The sequence below is a fragment of the Amycolatopsis sp. NPDC050768 genome, assembly GCF_040654155.1.
Taxonomy (GTDB): Bacteria; Actinomycetota; Actinomycetes; order Mycobacteriales; family Pseudonocardiaceae; genus Amycolatopsis.
Genome location: NZ_JBFAHL010000001.1, coordinates 1,112,921 through 1,129,839, shown reverse-complemented (window position 1 = coordinate 1,129,839; position 16,919 = coordinate 1,112,921). Strand labels below are relative to the sequence as shown.

At 70.3% G+C, this 16,919-nt stretch carries 16 protein-coding genes; 13 read left to right on the top strand and 3 right to left on the bottom strand.

All coding sequences use genetic code 11. The annotated features are described in order from the left end of the window. Positions 1-2: 2 nt before the first annotated feature. Positions 3-3,116: a BTAD domain-containing putative transcriptional regulator gene (locus AB0H62_RS05790; protein WP_220245590.1), complete on the bottom strand. Its 3,114-nt coding sequence runs from the start codon at positions 3,114-3,116 to the stop codon at positions 3-5. A gap of 136 nt (positions 3,117-3,252) precedes the next feature. Between AB0H62_RS05790 and AB0H62_RS05785 the strand changes: the two genes are divergently transcribed. The 7 genes from AB0H62_RS05785 to AB0H62_RS05755 are packed head-to-tail and all read left to right on the top strand — an operon-like array spanning position 3,253 to position 9,195. Continuing rightward, entirely contained in the window at positions 3,253-4,398 is a 1,146-nt protein-coding gene (locus tag AB0H62_RS05785) for a DegT/DnrJ/EryC1/StrS family aminotransferase (protein WP_360584345.1), read from the top strand. A gap of 47 nt (positions 4,399-4,445) precedes the next feature. Further along, positions 4,446-5,375, top strand: a complete 930-nt coding sequence (locus tag AB0H62_RS05780) for an NAD-dependent epimerase/dehydratase family protein (protein WP_220245592.1) — start codon at positions 4,446-4,448, stop codon at positions 5,373-5,375. 32 nt (positions 5,376-5,407) lie between these two features. Further along, positions 5,408-6,604, top strand: coding sequence for a glycosyltransferase family 4 protein (locus AB0H62_RS05775; protein ID WP_220245593.1), 1,197 nt, complete (start codon positions 5,408-5,410; stop codon positions 6,602-6,604). Further along, positions 6,591-7,205, top strand: a complete 615-nt coding sequence (locus AB0H62_RS05770; protein WP_220245594.1) for an acyltransferase — start codon at positions 6,591-6,593, stop codon at positions 7,203-7,205. Before AB0H62_RS05775 ends, AB0H62_RS05770 begins: the two co-directional genes overlap by 14 nt. A gap of 33 nt (positions 7,206-7,238) precedes the next feature. Then, entirely contained in the window at positions 7,239-7,853 is a 615-nt protein-coding gene (locus AB0H62_RS05765) for a Uma2 family endonuclease (RefSeq protein WP_360584342.1), read from the top strand. Positions 7,854-7,912: 59 nt separating this feature from the next. Continuing rightward, positions 7,913-8,422 carry a SigE family RNA polymerase sigma factor gene (locus AB0H62_RS05760; protein WP_220245596.1) on the top strand — a complete coding sequence of 170 codons (510 nt, stop codon included), beginning with the start codon at positions 7,913-7,915 and terminating at the stop codon, positions 8,420-8,422. Further along, on the top strand, positions 8,419-9,195 hold the full coding sequence (locus AB0H62_RS05755; RefSeq protein ID WP_360584340.1) for a hypothetical protein: 777 nt from the start codon (positions 8,419-8,421) through the stop codon (positions 9,193-9,195). Before AB0H62_RS05760 ends, AB0H62_RS05755 begins: the two co-directional genes overlap by 4 nt. Positions 9,196-9,229: 34 nt before the next feature. Here AB0H62_RS05755 and AB0H62_RS05750 read toward each other — a convergent pair whose 3' ends face one another. Next, the gene (locus AB0H62_RS05750) at positions 9,230-10,186 is read right to left on the bottom strand and encodes a Gfo/Idh/MocA family oxidoreductase (protein ID WP_220245598.1); all 957 of its coding nucleotides are present in this window, start codon (positions 10,184-10,186) and stop codon (positions 9,230-9,232) included. Further along, positions 10,183-11,289, bottom strand: coding sequence for a DegT/DnrJ/EryC1/StrS family aminotransferase (locus AB0H62_RS05745; protein ID WP_220245599.1), 1,107 nt, complete (start codon positions 11,287-11,289; stop codon positions 10,183-10,185). Before AB0H62_RS05745 ends, AB0H62_RS05750 begins: the two co-directional genes overlap by 4 nt. Positions 11,290-11,490: 201 nt before the next feature. On the opposite strand from AB0H62_RS05745, the gene AB0H62_RS05740 reads away from it, so the two are divergent. The 6 genes from AB0H62_RS05740 to AB0H62_RS05715 are packed head-to-tail and all read left to right on the top strand — an operon-like array spanning position 11,491 to position 16,898. Next, a complete protein-coding gene (locus tag AB0H62_RS05740; protein WP_220245600.1) occupies positions 11,491-12,222 on the top strand; it encodes a UDP-N-acetylglucosamine acyltransferase in 732 nt (243 codons plus the stop codon). Between the two features lie 10 nt (positions 12,223-12,232). Continuing rightward, on the top strand, positions 12,233-12,478 hold the full coding sequence (locus AB0H62_RS05735; RefSeq protein WP_266118260.1) for an acyl carrier protein: 246 nt from the start codon (positions 12,233-12,235) through the stop codon (positions 12,476-12,478). After that, positions 12,471-13,202 carry a glucose 1-dehydrogenase gene (locus tag AB0H62_RS05730; RefSeq protein WP_360584337.1) on the top strand — a complete coding sequence of 244 codons (732 nt, stop codon included), beginning with the start codon at positions 12,471-12,473 and terminating at the stop codon, positions 13,200-13,202. The genes AB0H62_RS05735 and AB0H62_RS05730 overlap by 8 nt, the downstream gene beginning before the upstream one ends. Continuing rightward, the gene (locus AB0H62_RS05725) at positions 13,199-14,608 is read left to right on the top strand and encodes an AMP-binding protein (protein ID WP_220245603.1); all 1,410 of its coding nucleotides are present in this window, start codon (positions 13,199-13,201) and stop codon (positions 14,606-14,608) included. The genes AB0H62_RS05730 and AB0H62_RS05725 overlap by 4 nt, the downstream gene beginning before the upstream one ends. Then, the gene (locus AB0H62_RS05720) at positions 14,605-15,657 is read left to right on the top strand and encodes an acyl-protein synthetase (RefSeq protein WP_360584335.1); all 1,053 of its coding nucleotides are present in this window, start codon (positions 14,605-14,607) and stop codon (positions 15,655-15,657) included. Before AB0H62_RS05725 ends, AB0H62_RS05720 begins: the two co-directional genes overlap by 4 nt. After that, positions 15,654-16,898, top strand: a complete 1,245-nt coding sequence (locus AB0H62_RS05715) for an acyl-CoA reductase (RefSeq protein ID WP_360584333.1) — start codon at positions 15,654-15,656, stop codon at positions 16,896-16,898. Before AB0H62_RS05720 ends, AB0H62_RS05715 begins: the two co-directional genes overlap by 4 nt. Positions 16,899-16,919: the final 21 nt, after the last annotated feature.

Below are 16,919 nucleotides of genomic sequence, written 5' to 3'. Positions count from 1 at the left end.
AGTTACGGAGCGATCCCCGCCGCTGTCAACGCCTTCTGCACCGTCAACTCCCGTCCGCTGGCGTAATACCGCTCGTAACCCGGGCCCAGCTGAGCGCGGGCGCGGTCGGCCACCTCGGCGACGTCCGGTTGGCCCGCGACGTCCGTGCCGCGCGCGGCGACGGCGGCGCCGAGCAGCATGGCGGCCTCCTCCGCGTGGCCCTCCAGCAGAGCGGCGCCCGCGACGCACTCCAGGGCCGAGGCCAGCACGGTGCTGTCCTGCCACTGGTGCGCCGCCTCCACGGCCTCGCGCATGAGCGCGCGGGCTTCCGAAGCGTGGCCCGACGCGACGGCAACCCAGCCCAACGCGATCGTCGCCGCTCCGCGGACCGCGGCGACCGAGAAGGAGCCGCTGGTGCACTCCGCCAACGCGCGCTCCGCCAGTGAACGAGCCCCCGCCAAGTCGCCGTCCCGGCGCGCCAGAGCCGCCAAGCCGACGTAACCCGAAGCGCGCGTCTCCGGCATTCCGGCGCGGCGGGCCAGCGCGATCACCTTCGAATAGTCCTCGCGTGCGCCCGCGACGTCGCCGCGGCGGGTGCGGCTGTCGGCGCGGCGGCAGAGCAGGTCGGCGTAGTCGTCGGCCGCGCCGAGTTGCTGCATGAGGTCCATGGACTCGGTCATGGCGGCCATGGCCTCGTCCCAGCGGCCGCGCCAGGTGAGCAGCTGCGACAGGTGGTCGAGCGACATCGACAGCCCCCAGCGTTCGCCGAGGGCGCGGTAGCGGGACTCGCCCTCGCGCAGCTTCGTCTCGGCCTCGTCGAGGTCGCCGGTGAGCATCGCGCGCAGGCCTGTGCCCATGGGGACGAGCGCGCTGCTCCACGGGTCACCGCCGGCCATGATGTTGCTGCGGGTGAAGAGCGTCTCCTCGTCGGCGGGCGGGCCGATCACCACGCCCAGCAGGAGGCTCAGTGTCGGATGCCTTGGTGCCCAGGACATGTCTCGCGCGTAATGCTCCACTGTGGACCGGTAGGGCAGCGTCGCGTCGTGGCCCGGGGCGCCGGACATCGCATTGAGCACGCACATCAGGAACTGCTCCTCGTACCCCTCGGGAGCGACCGGACCACAGCGTTTCACGACTTCCAGCGACAGCATCGCGCCCTCGTAACGCCGGCCGCGCATCCACCAGTACGTGGCCAGCGCGGCCGTCAGCCGCAGCGCGCTGCGCTGGTCCGCGTCCGTCGACCAGCGCAGCGCGGCGACGAGGTTGTCGTACTCCGCGTCGAGCCGGTCGAGCCAGCGCAGCTGGTCGGCGGTGCGCAGCAACGGGTCGGCTTCTTCGGCCAGCTGCAGGAAGGCCGAAGCGTGCGCCGCCTCGAACCGCGCCGTTTCGCCCGCGCCCGAAAGCTTCTCCGCGCAGAACGCACGGATCGTCTCCAGCATGCGGTAGCGATCGCCCGTGGTCTCGACCAGTGATTTGTCCGCCAGACCCGGCAACAGGTCGACGGTGTCCGGCACCTCGCACACCAGCTCGGCAAGACCCAGCGTCGCCCCACCGGAAAACACGGTGAGCCGCCGCGCGAGCCGGCGTTCGTCGTCGTCCAGCAGCTCCCAGCTCCATTCGACGACGCCGCGCAGCGAACGATGCCGCGTCTCCGCCGTACGGCTGCCACGCGCGAGCAGGTGGAAGCGGTTGTCCAGCCGGGCGGCGATCTCGCCGACGGGCAGCGTCCGCACGCGCGCCGCCGCCAGCTCCAGCGCGAGCGGCAGGCCGTCGAGCGCGGCGCAGATGTGCTGGACGTCGCCGATCGTGTCCTCGTCCACGCGGAACGCCGGGTCGCTCGCGGCCGCTCGGTCGGCGAACAGCCGCACGGCCGGGAACCCCAGCGCCTCGGCCGCGGGAGTGCCCGGCGGCGGCACTGCGAGCCGCGGCACCGGCGCCAGCTGCTCACCGGTGATGCCGAGCGGCTCCCGGCTCGTCGCGAGCACACGCAGGCCGGGACACGCGGGCAGCAGGCGCGCGAGCAGCCGCGCGGCCGCGTCGACCACGTGCTCGCAGTTGTCCAGCACCAGCAACGTCGATTGGTCGCGCAACGCCGACACCAGCCGTTCCACCGGGTCCTGCACGCCCGAACCCCGCAACGGCGACGCGCCTTCGCGTAGGCCCAGCGCGCTCAGCACGGCCTGCCCGACATCATCGGCGACGTGCGGCGCCAGCTCCACGAACGCCGCCGACCCGGCATGAGCCGTCGCGACTTCCACTGCCAGCCGTGTCTTCCCGGTGCCGCCGGGACCCAGCAACGTCACCAGCCGCGCGTGCCGCAGCAGCTCACCGACTTGCCGCAGCTCGCCGTCGCGGCCGACAAAGCTGGTCAGCTGTGCGGGCAACGGCGACGACGCGGCCGCCGGCTCGCTGCGCAACGCGGCCAGATGCGCCTCGGCCAGCTCGGGCCCGGGGTCGGCGCCGAGCTCGTCGGCCAGCGTGCGGCGCGCGTCCTCGAACGCCGCCAGCGCCTCGGCCGAGCGGCCCGCCGCGTGCAGCGCGCGCACGAGCTGGGTGCGCGACCGTTCGCGCAGGGGCGCGGCGACGACCGCCGCCCGCAGCTCGTCGAGCACCTCCGCCGCGCGGCCCAGCGTGATCTCGGCGTCGATGCGGTCGCTCGCCGCGTCCGAGCGCAGCTCCTCGAGACGGGTTGCCTGCGTCGCCGCGAAGGGCGCTTCGGTCACGTCGGCGAACGCCGGTCCGCGCCACAACGCCAAAGCTTCACCGAGCAGGTCGCTGGCACGCGTGGCGTCGGCGGCCGCCAGCTCGCGCCGCCCGTCGCCCGCCAGCCGCTCGAACCGGTGCACGTCGACCTCGTCGGGCTCCACGACGAGCCGGTAGCCCGCGCCCGTGAACTCCACCGGCGCCACAGTTTTCAACGCGCTGCGCAGCCGCGACACCTGTGACTGCAGCGCGTTGGCCGCGCCGTCCGGCGGCTCCTCGCCGTAGAGGCCGTCGATCAGCCGCTCCGCCGGCACGAACCGGCCCGACTCCAGCGCGAGCTGCGCCAGCAGCGCCCGCACCCGGGGACCCCCGACGACGACCGGCTCCCCCGCCGCGTCCCACGCCGTGACCGCCCCCAGAACCCCGATCCGCATGCGGCAAGACTAAGCGCTCCGCCCGCCCGTTACCGGCACGTTTCGTCCCCACGCCCGGCTCGGCGGAGTACGTGTATATACACTTCGGGACGAGCTTGCGCAACGACTTTGGTGCGAGAAACAAACTGGAGCGGGGATGTCTGGACAACCGGCCGACCAACAGGTGCTGCTCGGGAGGCCGACAGTCGGCGAGGAGGAGCTGGCGGCGGTCGCCGAGGTGTTCCGCTCGGGCTGGCTCGCCGGCGCCGGTCCCGCGTGCCGCCGCTTCGAGGAGCGGTTCGCGCAGACCACGGGCACCGCGCACGCCCTGACCACCAGCAGCTGCGGCGCCGCGTTGTTCCTCGGCCTGAAGGTGCTCGGCGTGCGGCCGGGCGACGAGGTCATCGTCGGCGACTACACGTTCCCCGCCACCGGCCACGCCGTGCTGCAGGCCGGCGCGAAGCCCGTGTTCGCCGACATCCGGCCCGACATCTTCAGCGCCGACCCGGCCGCGATCGAAGCCCTGATCACGCCGCGCACGGTCGGCATCCTCGCCGTGGACGTCGCCGGTCTGCCGGGCGACTTCGACGAGTACCGCGCCATCGCCGACAAGCACGGCCTGTGGCTGTTCGAGGACGCCGCCTGCTCGGCCGGCGCCACGTACAAGACGCGCCCGGCCGGCAGCCTCGCCGACCTCGCCGCGTTCTCCTTCCACGGCCGCAAGGGCATCACCGCGGGCGAGGGCGGCGCGCTCGTCTCGAACCGCGAAGACCTCATCGCCCACGCGCGCAAGATGCACACCTACGGCATCGAGCCGGCCATCAGCCGCGAGGGCTCGGGCACGCTGCCGATCCCGGAGTTCCACGAGCTCGGCTGGAACTTCCGCCTGTCGGACATCCAGGCCGCGATCATGGGCGTGCAGCTCGATCGGCTGCCCGACCTGCTCGCCGCCCGCCGCTCCGTGGCCAAGCGCTACCACGAGGCGTTCGCCGACGTCGAACAGCTCACCGCGCCCGTCGAGCTGCCCGACCGCGAGCACCCTTGGCAGGCCTACCTGCTCACCGTCGCGCCCGAGGTCAGCCGCGACGCGCTGGCGTTGCGTATCCGCGAACAGGGCGTTCAGTGCAATTTCGGGACGTACGCTTCGCACCTGCAGCCGGTGTACGGCGAGCAGCAGCCGCTGCCCGTCTCCGCCGACGCGTTCCGCAGGCAGCTGGCGATCCCGATGCATGCGGAGCTGACTGAAGCCGAGGTGGACCGTGTGGTGACGACCGTGCGTGATGCCGTTCGCGCGCTCGGCTGATGACCCGAAACCGACTGAAGATCGCCGACCGAGGAGAAGCAGCCACCATGTCCGAGAAGAAGGTGTTCTTCACCGGCGGCGGTGGGTTCATCGCCGCGCACGTCATCCCGCTGCTGCTGGACGGCGGGTACACCGTCCGCATCTTCGACAACATGACCCGCGGCGACCGCGCTCGCGTGAACGAATTCGTGGCCACCGGCAAGGTCGAGCTGGTCGAGCAGGACGTGCGCTACGGCGGCGCGGTGCGCGAGGCCATTCGCGGCTGCTCGCACGTGATCCACTTCGCCACGGTCTCGATCAACAAGTCGATCGCCGACCCGCACGAGTCGATCGACATCAACATGACCGGCAACCACAACGTGTTCGCCGCGGCCGCCGACGAGGGTGTCGAGCGCCTGGTGTTCGCGTCCACCGCTTCGGTCTACGGCGAGCCCAAGCGCCTGCCGATGCACGAGGACGACGAGCTGCGCCCGCTCACGCCGTACTGCATTTCCAAGCGCGCCGGCGAGGACCTGCTGGGCTTCTACGAGCGCACCAAGGGCCTGTCGTGGAACGCGCTGCGCTTCTTCAACGTGTACGGCCCGGGCCAGAAGATCGAGGCCTACTACACGTCGGTGATCAACCACTTCATCCAGCGCCTGCGCGCCGGCCAGCCGCCGATCATCGACGGCCGCGGCGACCAGTCGATGGACTTCGTGCACGTGTCGGACCTGGCCCGTTCGGTCGTCGCCGCGCTGGAGTCGGAGCAGTCGAACCTGCCGATCAACATCGGCACCGGCGTCGACACCTCGATCGCCACGCTGGCGAAGATCCTCATCGAGGCCGTGGGCGTCGACGTGCAGCCGCAGTTCAACGAGCGTGACGTGCTCGTGTCGCGCCGGGCCGCGGACATCACGCGGGCCCGCGAGATGCTGGGCTGGGAGCCGACGATCTCGGTTGAAGAGGGCATGCGAGCCCTCGTCAGGGATTCCGAGTGAACTCCGCCGCGGGCCCAGCCCAAGGACGTGCGATGCGCATCGCGGTGGTGAACAACTTCTTCCCGCCCCGTGTGGGCGGCAGCGCCCACATGTCGGCGTCGCTCGCGGGTGAGTACGCGGCGTCCGGCCACGAGGTCCTCGCGATCACGGCGGCCTACGGCGACGCGCCGGCCGACGAACAGCGCGACGGCTACCGCGTCGTGCGGCTGCCCGCGGCGAAGATGCCGCAGCTCGGCCTGTCGATCGACTTCGACATGAGCTTCGCGTCGCTCAAGCCGGGCAACTGGCGGCGGGTGTGGAAGCTGCTGGACGAGTTCAAGCCCGACGCGGTGCACCTGCACGGCCAGTTCTTCGACCTGTCGTGGCTGGCCGGGTTCTACGCGAGGCGCCACAAGCTGCCCGTGCTGCTGACCATCCACACGCTCCTGATCAGCGAGAACAAGCTGTACTCGCGCGTGTTCCGGATACTCGACGCGGTGCTGGTCAAGCCCGTGCTCTCCTACATCCGGCCGCGCTACGTCATCCTCGACAAGCTCGGCGTGGACTACTGCGTCGAGCGCTACGGCACGAGCGACGCGAACTCCGAGTACTTCCCGATCGCCGTGGACACGGGGCACTTCGAAAAGCCGGTGACCAAGGACGTGCGCACGGAGCTGGAGGTGGGCGACGCGCCGCTGATCGTCTCGCTCGGCCACGTGATCCCGCTGCGCAACCGGCTGCCGCTGATCGAGTCGCTGCCCGCGATCCTCGACCGGCACCCGGGCGTGCGCGTGGTGATCGTCGGGCGCGTCTACCACGACGCGTTCCTCAAGCGCGCCGAAGAGCTCGGCGTGGCGGAAGCCCTGGTCGTGACGGGTGCGGTGCCGAAGGAAGACGTGCCGGCGTACTTCGCCGCGGCCGACATCGTGACCCACGACCTCAACGGCGGCTGCGGCACCGCGTCGCTGGAGGCGATGCTGTCCGGCACGGCCACCATCGCGTCGGTCACGGAGGACAACTACCCGGGCATCGAGCTGCGCAACGGCGAGAACATCCTGCTCGTGCGCCCGGACGACGCCGAGGCCGTGGAGGCGACCGTGCTGTCACTGCTCGACGACCCTTCGCTGAGGGAACGGATAGCACAGCGGGAAAGCGCCATGGTCCGGGCCAATTTCGGCCTCGACGTGGTGGCCGAGGAACACCTGCGCGTGTTCACGAAGATGGTGGCGGGCGACGATGTTCTTCGATGACGACCGCAGCAACCGCCTGCGGCCGATGATCATGAACGACCTCGTTTCGCAGTACCTGAACGACGCCGAGCGGGCGGCGTTCTACGGGCTGCCTTCGACGTGCCGCGTGCGCGAGCGCGTGAAGATCATCAGCCCCGAGAACCTCACCATGGGCGAGCACTGCTGGATCGGCGAAGGCGCGGCCCTCGATGCGAGCGGCGGCCTGGAGATCGGCGAGCACACCAGCATCGGCCTCAACACGCTCATCTTCACGCACTCGAGCTGGCTCGCGAACATGACGCTGCAGAACCACTCCGGCAGCGACCTCATCGAGCGCAAACCCGTGAAGATCGGCAAGGGTTGCTTCATCGGCGGCTTGGTCGTCATCATGGCCGGCGTGACGATCGGCGACTTCGCCACCGTGCAGCCCAACTCGGTGGTGGCCAAGGACGTCCCGCCGCGCACCCTGGTCGCCGGCAACCCCGCGCGCGTGTTCCAGCGCTACGACGAGGAGTACATCCAGTCCGAAGTGGAGCGGGTGCGCGCGGAGAACGCCCGCCGCCGCGGCCTGTCGGACGACGCCTCCGGCTGGGGCTCTCCAGCCGGCGACTTCAGCGGGTAGCTTTGAGGTGACCGGTGAACGCGGACGGTAGTCTTGATCACTGTTGCGGTCACTGAAAGTGAAGGATTTGCCATGAGTGCCCTCGAGTGGCCTCACCACCTCCTGACCCTCGACGACTGGGCGGAACTTCCGGAGACCTCGGAGTTCCATGTCGAAGTCGTCGAAGGGGTTCTCGCTGTGTCGCCGCGCCCGCTCGTTTTTCACCAGCGTTCGATCTGGCGAGCTACGTACCTGCTGGACGAGCAGCTCGCACCAGACTTCAGTGCGGTCAATGAAGTAGAGCTGCTGCTCAACGAGGCTCCGCCTACCGTGCGTGTGCCGGATGTGCTGGTCGCTCCAGCTTCCGTACTCGACGAAAACCCAGCGCGAGTGCGTGCCGAAGATGCCCTTCTGGTCGTGGAGATCCTGCCCGAAGGCGCCAAGCGCACCGACCAGGTCACCAAGCACTTCGAGTACGCCGACGCCGGCATCGAGCACTACTGGATCATCGACCTCGACGCACCCGTCAGCATGATCACCTATCGTCTTGTCGACGGCGACTACGAGAACTTCGGCGAGCACTCCGGCAAAGTCGAGCTCGACGTCGCGGGTATGCCCGTGGTGCTGGACCTGGACGCGCTCATCGCGGGTCGCGTGCAAAAGCTCTAGCGGCGGCAACCTGACGTGCACCCAGCCGTCCCGTAGACGTGGAGATCGGGGGTTCGCGGGTGGCGCGCAGTGACGACGAGTTCGTCGAGTTCGTGCAGGCCTCGTCGAACCGGCTCACCCACGCGGCGTACCTGCTGACCGGCGACCGCCACCAGGCCGAGGACGCCGCGCAGACCGCCTTCACCCGCACTTACGCCGCCTGGTCGCGCGTGCGACGCAAGGACGCCTACGCGTACGCCCGGACCGTGCTGGTCAACCACGTGATCGACGGCTGGCGGCGCCCGCTGCGCGAGTACGCCTCCGAGGAAGTGCCGGAGCGGCCGACGAGCCAGGACGTCGCGCAGGCCGTGACGCAGCGCGAGTGGCTGACGTCCGCGCTGGCGCGGCTGACGGGCCGCGAACGGGCCGTGGTGGTGCTCAGGCACTTCTTCGACCTGCCGGAACAGGCGGTCGCCGATGAATTGGGCGTGTCGGTGGGTACCGTCAAGAGCACGAACTCGCGGGCGCTCGCGAAGCTGCGGGTGGACGCCGGGCCGGAAGACGTGCTGATCGGAGGGAGCGGGCGGTGAACGACCTCGACAAGCTGCGCTCCGCGTTGCGCGAAGAGCCCGACCAGCCGTTCGCCGCGCCCGACCTGGGCCGGATCATCACCGAGGGCCGGCGCATCCGTCGACGGCGCAGGATCGCCACGGGTGCGGGTGCGGCCGCCGCGGTGGCCGCCGTCGTCGGGATCGTGTTCGGCGCCGTCGCTCTGCGTACGCCGGCGGAGCCGACGCAGGTGCCCGTCGCCGCGCCGCCGGCCCCGGCGACCAGCGGCCCGGTCGCGTCGGACGGCGCCCTGCCGACCACCTCGCCACCGCCGACGTCGGCGATCGACCAGGTGCCGAACTCGGCGACCCAGCCCTACGGCGACGTCATCCACACCGGCATCAAGACCGCCGCCGGCGGCGAGCTCGTCTTCTACGCGACCAAGATCGACGACAACGCGGCCCTGCCCGACGTCCACTTCGGCATCATGGCCGCGGTCCAGACCAAAACCGGCTACCTGTCGCTCTACGCCAGCAACGAGATCCGCGGCGCCGATCGCTCGTTCGGCTTCCACGCCACCGCGGGCGGCATGGCAGCCGGCGGTACCTGGGTGCCCGTGTACGGCTATTTCTCCGGGCCTGCCGTGAAGATCGTCAGCACCGTGCACGGCAAGCCGGTGGTGGCGCAGACGGCGGCGTGGAGCGTGGACCCCCGCGTGGTCGTGTTCTGGTTCGACCAGCGCGAAGTGCCCGACCCCGCCGTACTGACCCCGTTGGTCGCGTACGGCAAGGACGGCACCCGCCTCACCAAATGACTCCGTCTTACCGAAAAACCGTCTTACCGAAGACCTAAGCCGCGGCCTGCGTGAGCACCTGCGCCACCACGTGGTGCGACGGCAGGATCAGGTCGCGCTCCACGGCGGCGTCGATCTTGCCCTCGAGCAGGTCCAGGAACCGGTCCAGCTGCGTGGCCAGCGGCTCGCGCGCGGTGACCAGCTCCGGGATCTCGATCACGGTCTGCTGCCGGTAGCCGAGGCCGTCGGGCGTCACGGAGTCGTGCGACACGTGGCGGTAGATCGTCACGTCGCGGCGCAGCAGGTCGATCTCGATCAGCCGGTCCAGTTCGGACACGACCAGCGAACGCACCTTCTTCTGTCCCAGCCGCGAAGCCGACACCGTGGCCAGGCCGGTCGGGAACGACAGCACCGTCTCGATGGCGTCCTCCGCGCCCTCGACCGAGCTCGGGTGGAAGTAGCCGGCACCCGAGGTGACGCGGGCCGGCGTGGCGCCGCCGAAGAACTGGATCGCCAGGTCGACGTCGTGCACCAGCAGGTCCCACGCGACGCCGGTCTTGATGCGCGGCGCGTACGGGCCGTGGCGGCGTGCCATGAAGTGCACCGGCTCGTTGACCAGCGCCCGCGCCGTCATCACGGCTGGGTTGTAGCGCTCGAGCAGGCCGCACATCAGCGGCACGTCCTTCTGCTCGGACAGCGCCACGATCTCCTGCGACAGCTCGAAGCTGTTGCACACCGGCTTCTCGACGAGCATCGGCTTGCCCTGGCCGAGGATCTCCTGCGCGAGGTCGTAGTGCACCTCGGTGGCCGACGCGAGCACCACGGCGTCCACATCGGACAGTGAGTCGAGCTCCGGCGTCCACTGCGTCTCGTAGCGCTCGGCGACGGCGCGGCCGGCTTCCTCGCGCGGGTCGATCACGCGGACGAGGTCCACGCGCTCGTTGGCCGCCAGCACGCGCGCGTGCAGCGAGCCCATGTTGCCCGTGCCGATCAGGGCGATGCGGTGGGTCATGCGCCGAGCACCTCGCGAACCGTTTCGATGATCTTGTCGAGCTGCGCGTCGGTCAGGTGCGGGTGCACCGGCAGCGAAAGCGCCTGCGCCGCGACGGCCGTGGCCACCGGGAAGTCGTTCACGTCGGCGCCCGGGATCAGCGGGTGGCCGCGGTAGCAGTCGTAGTCGAACACGATCTTGGGGTAGTAGATCCCGTTGCCGATGCCGCGCTCGGTGAGCGAGGCGGCCAGCTCGTCGCGCGAGAGCATCGCGTGCGGGCCCACGAGCACGGTGTACTGGTGCCACACGTGCTCACGGCCCGGCAGCACCTGCGGGATGTCGAGGCCCGGCGTGCCCGCCAGCCCCTCCGACAGCCGCTTCGCGTTGGCCTGGCGGGCCGCGGTGAGCTGGTCGAGCTTCTCCAGCTGCGGGATGCCGACGGCCGCGTGCAGGTCTGTCATCCGGTAGTTGTGACCGGCCATCTCGTACTGGTAGCGGGCGCGCATGCCCTGGTTGCGCAGCACGCGCAGCTTGTCGGCCAGCACGTCGTCGTCGGTGGTGATCACGCCGCCCTCGGCGGTGGTCACGTTCTTCGTCGCGTACAGCGAGAAGCAGCCGATGCCGTACGAGCCGGCGGCGCGGCCCTCGAACGACGCGCCGACCGCCTGCGCCGAGTCCTCGATGACCTGCAGCCCGTGCTCGGCGGCGAGCGGGGCGAGCTTGCCCATGTCCGCCGTCTGGCCGTACAGGTGCACCGGCATCAGGACCTTGGTGCGGTCCGTGACGGCGGCGCCCACGGCGTCGGGGTCGATCGCGAAGTCGTCGCGCCGGATGTCGGCGAACCGGACGGTGGCGCCGGCCTCGAGGATGGCGTTCAGCGTCGCGACGAACGTGAACGGCGTGGTGATCACCTCGTCACCCGGTGCCAGGTCCAGCGCCTGCAGTGAGGCGACCAACGCGGTGGTGCCGTTGTTTACGGCGATGGCGTGCTTCGTGCCCGCGACGTGCGCGAAGGCGTCCTCGAAGCGCTTGACCATCGGCCCCTGTGCGATGGCGCCGGATCGCAGCACCTCGACGACGAGGTCTTCCGCGTCACGGACGTCGACCACGGTAATGGGGATCATCGGCAGTCTCTCTCGGCAGGCGATTTCGATGCGTCCGGTACAGTGCAGTGCGCTCAGGCCGCGAGGCCGGAGAGCCGCCGGTTCTGCGCCCGGCCGCCCTGCGTGAACGCGGGCCACACGTTACCGGGCGCCGCCGCCTGCCCCAGACCCCAGGCCGCTCGGACCCGACAGCGGTAAAACGAAACGGAACGGATCACCAGCGTGGCCAACCGAATCCACCCCACCGCGATCATCGGCGAAGGCGTCGAGCTCGGCGACGACAACGTGATCGGACCGTACACGGTGATCGTCGGCCCGACCAGGATCGGCGACGGCAACTGGATCGGCCCGCACGTGACCATCGGCACGCCGGGCGAGGACCGTGGCCGTGAACACCCCGCCGGCTGGGACACCGCACCGACCGGCGACGCGGACGCCGACGGCCACGGTGTGGTGATCGGCAGCCGCAACCGCATCCGCGAGTACGCGACCGTCCACCAGGGCACCTGGCGCACCACCACGCTCGGCAGCGACGGTTACTACCTGCGCGGCTCCCACATAGCCCACGACTGCCTGGTCGGCTCCGGCGTCACCATCGCGTCCAACGTGCTCACCGGCGGCCACTGCCACATCTGGGACGGCGCCAACCTCGGCATGGGCGCGATCCTGCACCAGAAGGTGGTGGTCGGTCCCGGCGCGATGGTCGGCATGGCCTCGGCCGTGCGGCGCGAGGTGGGCGCGTTCACGATCGCCGTGGGCAACCCGGCGCGCGTCACCGGCGTGAACGTCGTGGGCCTGTCCCGCCGAGGTCTGGACGAGGCCACGATCGAGGCACTGGGGCCGTGGCTGAAGGGCAAGGAGGGCCTCCCGGAGGATGGGCTGGCCGACCGCCTGCCCGGCGACCTCTCTACCTTGGTCAAAGCGTGGGACGCCCGCCCGCGCGACGAGCACTAGGAGCGTTGAAATGCCGGAAGTCGCCCCCAAGCTGCGCGAGGTCTTCGTAGAGGCGCTCGACCTCGACGGTGACGTGGACGTCGAGAACCTGAAGTACCGCGACATCGAGGCGTGGGACTCGGTCGGCCACATGGCGCTGGTCGCGGCCATCGAGGACGAGTTCGACGTCGAGTTCGACACCGACCAGGTCATCGACATGTCGAGCTTCAAGGTCGCCGTGGACATGGTGACCGAGCTGAAGTCGAAGAATGACTGATCTCACCGGGCGCGTCGCGCTGGTGACCGGAGGTACGCGCGGGATCGGCCTGGCCACCGCGCGCGCCCTGGTCGAGGCCGGCGCCACGGTGGTCCTGACCGGCCGCGACGAGGCCCGCGCGAAGGAAGCCGCGGAAGCCGTCGGTGCCGCCGCCGGCCTCGCGCTCGACGTCACCGACGCCAAGGCCGTGTCGACGGTCGTCCGCGGGGTCGCGAAGGAGCACGGCAGGCTCGACGTCGTGGTCGCCAACGCCGGGATCATGGAGGACGCGCTCCTCGGCATGATCCGCGAGGAGCTCGTCGACACCACGCTGGCCACCAACGTCGCCGGCACGCTGCACACTGTGCAGGCCGCGGCGCGGGCCATGATGCGTAAAAAATCCGGCGCGATCGTGGTGCTCGCCTCCGTGGTGGGACAGTACGGAAGCGCAGGTCAGACCGTGTACGCGGCGTCGAAGGCGGCGGTGGCCAACATCGCGCGCTCGGCCGCGAAGGAGCTCGGCCGCTCGGGTATCCGCGTGAACGCGGTGGCGCCCGGCGTGATCGAGACGGACCTCACCTCGGGGCTGTCCGAGGACGCGAAGGCGGACAACGTCGCGAAGACGCCGCTGGGCCGGCTCGGGACCGCCGAGGACGTGGCGAAGGCGATCCGGTTCCTGGTGAGCGACGACGCCGCGTTCATCACCGGACAGGTGCTGGGGATCGACGGAGGCTTGGTGCTGTGACGCTGTGGGGTGCGGGTGCCCGGCTGGTCGACGCGGCCGGGGGCCGCACGCTGGCGGGCGACGAGCTGGACGCGGAGGTCGCGCGCGTCGCGGCCGCGCTCGGTGAGCTGCCCGCGGGTGTGCTGTTCGCGCGGATGTCCGTCGACCTGGTGAGCGTGCTGCGGTACCTCGGCGCCGTCGAGGCCCACCGCGCGGTGGCGCTGATCGACCCGGCGCTCGACGCCGACGTGCTCGCGGGCCTGATCACGCGGTTCCGGCCCGCCGCCGTGCTGGCCGCGCCGGACGCCCCGGTGCCCGAGGGCTACACGGCGTCCGGCGAGAACTGGGTGCGCGAGTCGGCTGACGGCGTGAAGCCGCACCCCGAGCTCGCCGTGCTGCTGCCGACGAGTGGTTCCACTGGCAACCCCAAGCTCGTCCGCCTCTCGCGCACCGGTTTGCTCGCCAACGCCGAGGCGATCGCCGAAGTGCTGAGCGTCGACGCCGACGAGATCGCCCCCACCTGCCTGCCGTTGCACTACAGCTACGGCCTTTCGGTGCTGAATTCGCACCTCGTGCGTGGCGCGACCGTGGTGATCGAAGCGTCGGGCGTGCTCGGCCGCGGATTCTGGGACGCGGTGAACGAATACGGCATCACGTCGCTGTCCGGCGTGCCGTACCACTACGAAATGTTGCGGCGCCTCAAGTTCGACCCCGAGAAGTACCCGACGCTGCGCACGCTCACGCAGGCCGGCGGCAAGCTGCGCGACGAGCTCGTGGTCGAGTTCAACGACAAGATGCGCGCGGTCGGCGGCCGGATGTACGTGATGTACGGCCAGACCGAGGCCTCGCCGCGCATGACCACCGTGCCCGCCGAGCGCCTCGCCGACAAGATCGGCTCCGCCGGCCCCGCGCTTCCCGGCGGCGCGTTCTCCGTCCGCCGCGACGACGGGATCGAGACCAAGCACCCCAAGATCGTCGGTGAGGTCGTCTACCGTGGACCCAACGTGATGATGGGCTACGCCGACGACGAGGCCGGCCTGGCCGCGGGCGACGAGTGCGGCGGGCTGCTCGCCACAGGTGACCTCGGGTACCTCGACGAAGAGGGGTACCTGTTCATCACCGGGCGGCTCAAGCGCATCGGCAAGGTGTTCGGCAATCGCGTGAGCCTCGACGACCTGGAGCTCGCCGTGCGCCAGGCCGCGGTGGGCATCGACGTGGTGGCGGCCGTGCCGGCGGGCGACAAGGTCGTGCTGTGGGCCGAGCTGCCCGAGGGCGACGGCGCCAAGGCGATCTGCAAGGACGCGTCGCGCGCGTTGTCGGAGCGGCTGCACCTGCACACCAGCGGGTTCGACGTGCGGCCGATCGACACGGTGCCGCTGCTGGCCAGCGGGAAGATCGACTACCGGTCGTTGGAAGGACGGGTATGAGTGTGTTCACGCGCTCGCAGGCCGAGCGGGAGGCGCAGCTGCTTCCCGAGCTGGCGGAGCTGACCGCGCACCACCGCGCGAGCTCCGAGGGCTACGACCGGATCCTGACGTCGCTCGGAATCGCGCCGAACGCGCAGTTCGCCACGATCGCGGACCTGCCGTGGCTGCCGGTGCGCATGTTCAAGACCCACGACCTCAAGTCCATCCCCGACGCCGAGGTGTTCAAGACGCTCACGTCTTCGGGCACCACCGGCGCCGGCGCGTCGCGCATCTACCTGGACAAGGACGCGGCGGGCGCGCAGACCAAGCAGCTCGGCGCGACGCTGCAGGAAGTCCTCGGCGGCGAGCGGCTCCCGATGCTGCTGGTCGACACCATCGGCATCATCAAGAACCGCCGTTCGTTCTCCGCGCGCGGCGCCGGCGTGCTGGGCATGGCCAACTTCGGCCGCAAGCACACGTACGTGCTCGACGAGAACGACCAGCCCGACGTCGAGGCCGTGAAGAAGTTCCTCGCCGAGTACGGGGACAAGCCGTTCCTGATCTTCGGGTTCACCTTCATGGTGTGGCTCTACCTGTACGAGGTGGCGCGCGACCACGGGCTTGATCTCTCCAACGGCATCCTGATCCACTCCGGCGGCTGGAAGAAGCTGATCGACCGCGCCGTGGACAACACCGAGTTCCGCCTTCGGTTCAAAGAGGACACCGGCCTCACGCGGATCCACAACTACTACGGGATGATCGAGCAGATCGGCACCGTGTTCCTCGAAGGACCGTCGGGGAACTCCCTCCACTGCCCGGATTTCGCCGACGTCGTGATCCGTGACCCGGAGACGTGGCGCGAGCAGCCGGTGGGCAAGCCGGGTGTGATCGAGGTCGTCTCGACGCTGCCGCGCTCGTACCCGGGGCACGTGCTGCTGACCGAAGACCTCGGTGTTTACAACGGCATCGACGACGGAGACTGGCCCGGCAAGCACTTCTCCGTGCTGGGGCGGCTGCCGAAGGCCGAGGCGCGGGGTTGTTCGGACACGTTCTCGGGGGCGGCCGCATGATGTCTCTGGAGCAGCGGTTCCCTGTTGCGGAGCCGGTTGAGGTTGGTTCGCTGCTGGCCGAGGTGCGCGCCGAACCGCCGGGTGGCCGGCTGACCGTCGGCGACCCGCGCGTGGTCGAGTTCGTCACGAAGTTCGCGCGCAAGCTCCTCGCGCCCGCCCTCGCGCGGCGTTACCCGGAGCTGGCGTCGCTGGGTTTCTTCCTGCGCAAGGGAGAGCTCGCGAAAGCACTGTCCACTTTGGAAACCTCCGGCGACTCGCTGCGGTTCCCGCGCGGTCTCGTGTTTCACGTGCCGCCGGCCAACGTCGACACGATCTTCGTGTATTCGTGGGCCCTTTCGGCGCTGGCGGGCAACCCGAACGTCGTGCGCGTGTCGTCGCGCTCGGCGGGGGCGGCGGAGGCCGTGCTGGAGGCGTTGAACGCGGCGCTGGACGACGTGTCGCCGGCGACCGCGGTGACCATCCGCGCGACCCAGCGCATGGTCACCTACGACCGCAGCGACGAGGTCAGCGGCGCCCTGTCGCTGGCCGCCGACCTGCGCGTGATCTGGGGCGGCGACGGTTCCGTCGCCGCGCTGCGCAAGTACCCGCTGGCGCCGCACGCGCGCGACCTCACGTTCCCGGACCGCTCGTCGTTCGCGGTCGCGTCGGTGCGCGGCTGGCAGGAGGCCACGCCGGAGCAGCGGCGGGCGGCGGCCGAGGGCTTCTACAACGACTCGTACTGGTTCGACCAGGCCGCGTGCTCGTCGCCGCGGGCGGTGTTCTGGGTCGGCGACGCCGACGGTGCGCGCGTGGCGGGCGAAGAGTTCCGGGCGCTGCTGGCATCGGTGCTCGAGGCCAAGCAGCACGTGACCGAGCCGGCGATGGCCGTGCAGAAGCGCGTGTCGGCCTACGGCGCGGCCGTCGACGGGCTCGTGTCGGCGATCTCTTTCGACGGAAATTCCCTGGCGACGCTGGAGCTCACCGACGCCACCGTGATGCCCCGCGAATGGCTCGGCGCCGGCACTTTCGCCAACGCGCACCTCGCCTCGTTGGGTGAACTCGTGCCGCTGGTTCTGCGCAAGGACCAGACCGTGGCCCAGTTCGGATTTACCCGCGACGAGCTGCTTGAGTTCGTGACGGAGCTGGCCGGGCGCGGTGTCGATCGGGTGGTGCCGTTCGGCTCTGCCTTGACCTTTGCGGGCGTCTGGGACGGTTACGATCTGCTTGCCGAGTTCAGCCGTCTGGTCACGGTGCAGACCTGACCAGGGGTGATGCGTCTGTGT

What these genes read in the sequence shown, in the direction of transcription:
- AB0H62_RS05745 (WP_220245599.1), bottom strand. Translation starts at nt 11,289, where the DNA reads ATGATCCCCATTACCGTGGTCGACGTCCGTGACGCGGAAGACCTCGTC.
- AB0H62_RS05720 (WP_360584335.1), top strand. Translation starts at nt 14,605, where the DNA reads ATGAGTGTGTTCACGCGCTCGCAGGCCGAGCGGGAGGCGCAGCTGCTT.
- AB0H62_RS05715 (WP_360584333.1), top strand. Translation starts at nt 15,654, where the DNA reads ATGATGTCTCTGGAGCAGCGGTTCCCTGTTGCGGAGCCGGTTGAGGTT.
- AB0H62_RS05735 (WP_266118260.1), top strand. Translation starts at nt 12,233, where the DNA reads ATGCCGGAAGTCGCCCCCAAGCTGCGCGAGGTCTTCGTAGAGGCGCTC.
- AB0H62_RS05790 (WP_220245590.1), bottom strand. Translation starts at nt 3,116, where the DNA reads ATGCGGATCGGGGTTCTGGGGGCGGTCACGGCGTGGGACGCGGCGGGG.
- AB0H62_RS05770 (WP_220245594.1), top strand. Translation starts at nt 6,591, where the DNA reads ATGTTCTTCGATGACGACCGCAGCAACCGCCTGCGGCCGATGATCATG.
- AB0H62_RS05750 (WP_220245598.1), bottom strand. Translation starts at nt 10,186, where the DNA reads ATGACCCACCGCATCGCCCTGATCGGCACGGGCAACATGGGCTCGCTG.
- AB0H62_RS05780 (WP_220245592.1), top strand. Translation starts at nt 4,446, where the DNA reads ATGTCCGAGAAGAAGGTGTTCTTCACCGGCGGCGGTGGGTTCATCGCC.
- AB0H62_RS05730 (WP_360584337.1), top strand. Translation starts at nt 12,471, where the DNA reads ATGACTGATCTCACCGGGCGCGTCGCGCTGGTGACCGGAGGTACGCGC.
- AB0H62_RS05785 (WP_360584345.1), top strand. Translation starts at nt 3,253, where the DNA reads ATGTCTGGACAACCGGCCGACCAACAGGTGCTGCTCGGGAGGCCGACA.
- AB0H62_RS05775 (WP_220245593.1), top strand. Translation starts at nt 5,408, where the DNA reads ATGCGCATCGCGGTGGTGAACAACTTCTTCCCGCCCCGTGTGGGCGGC.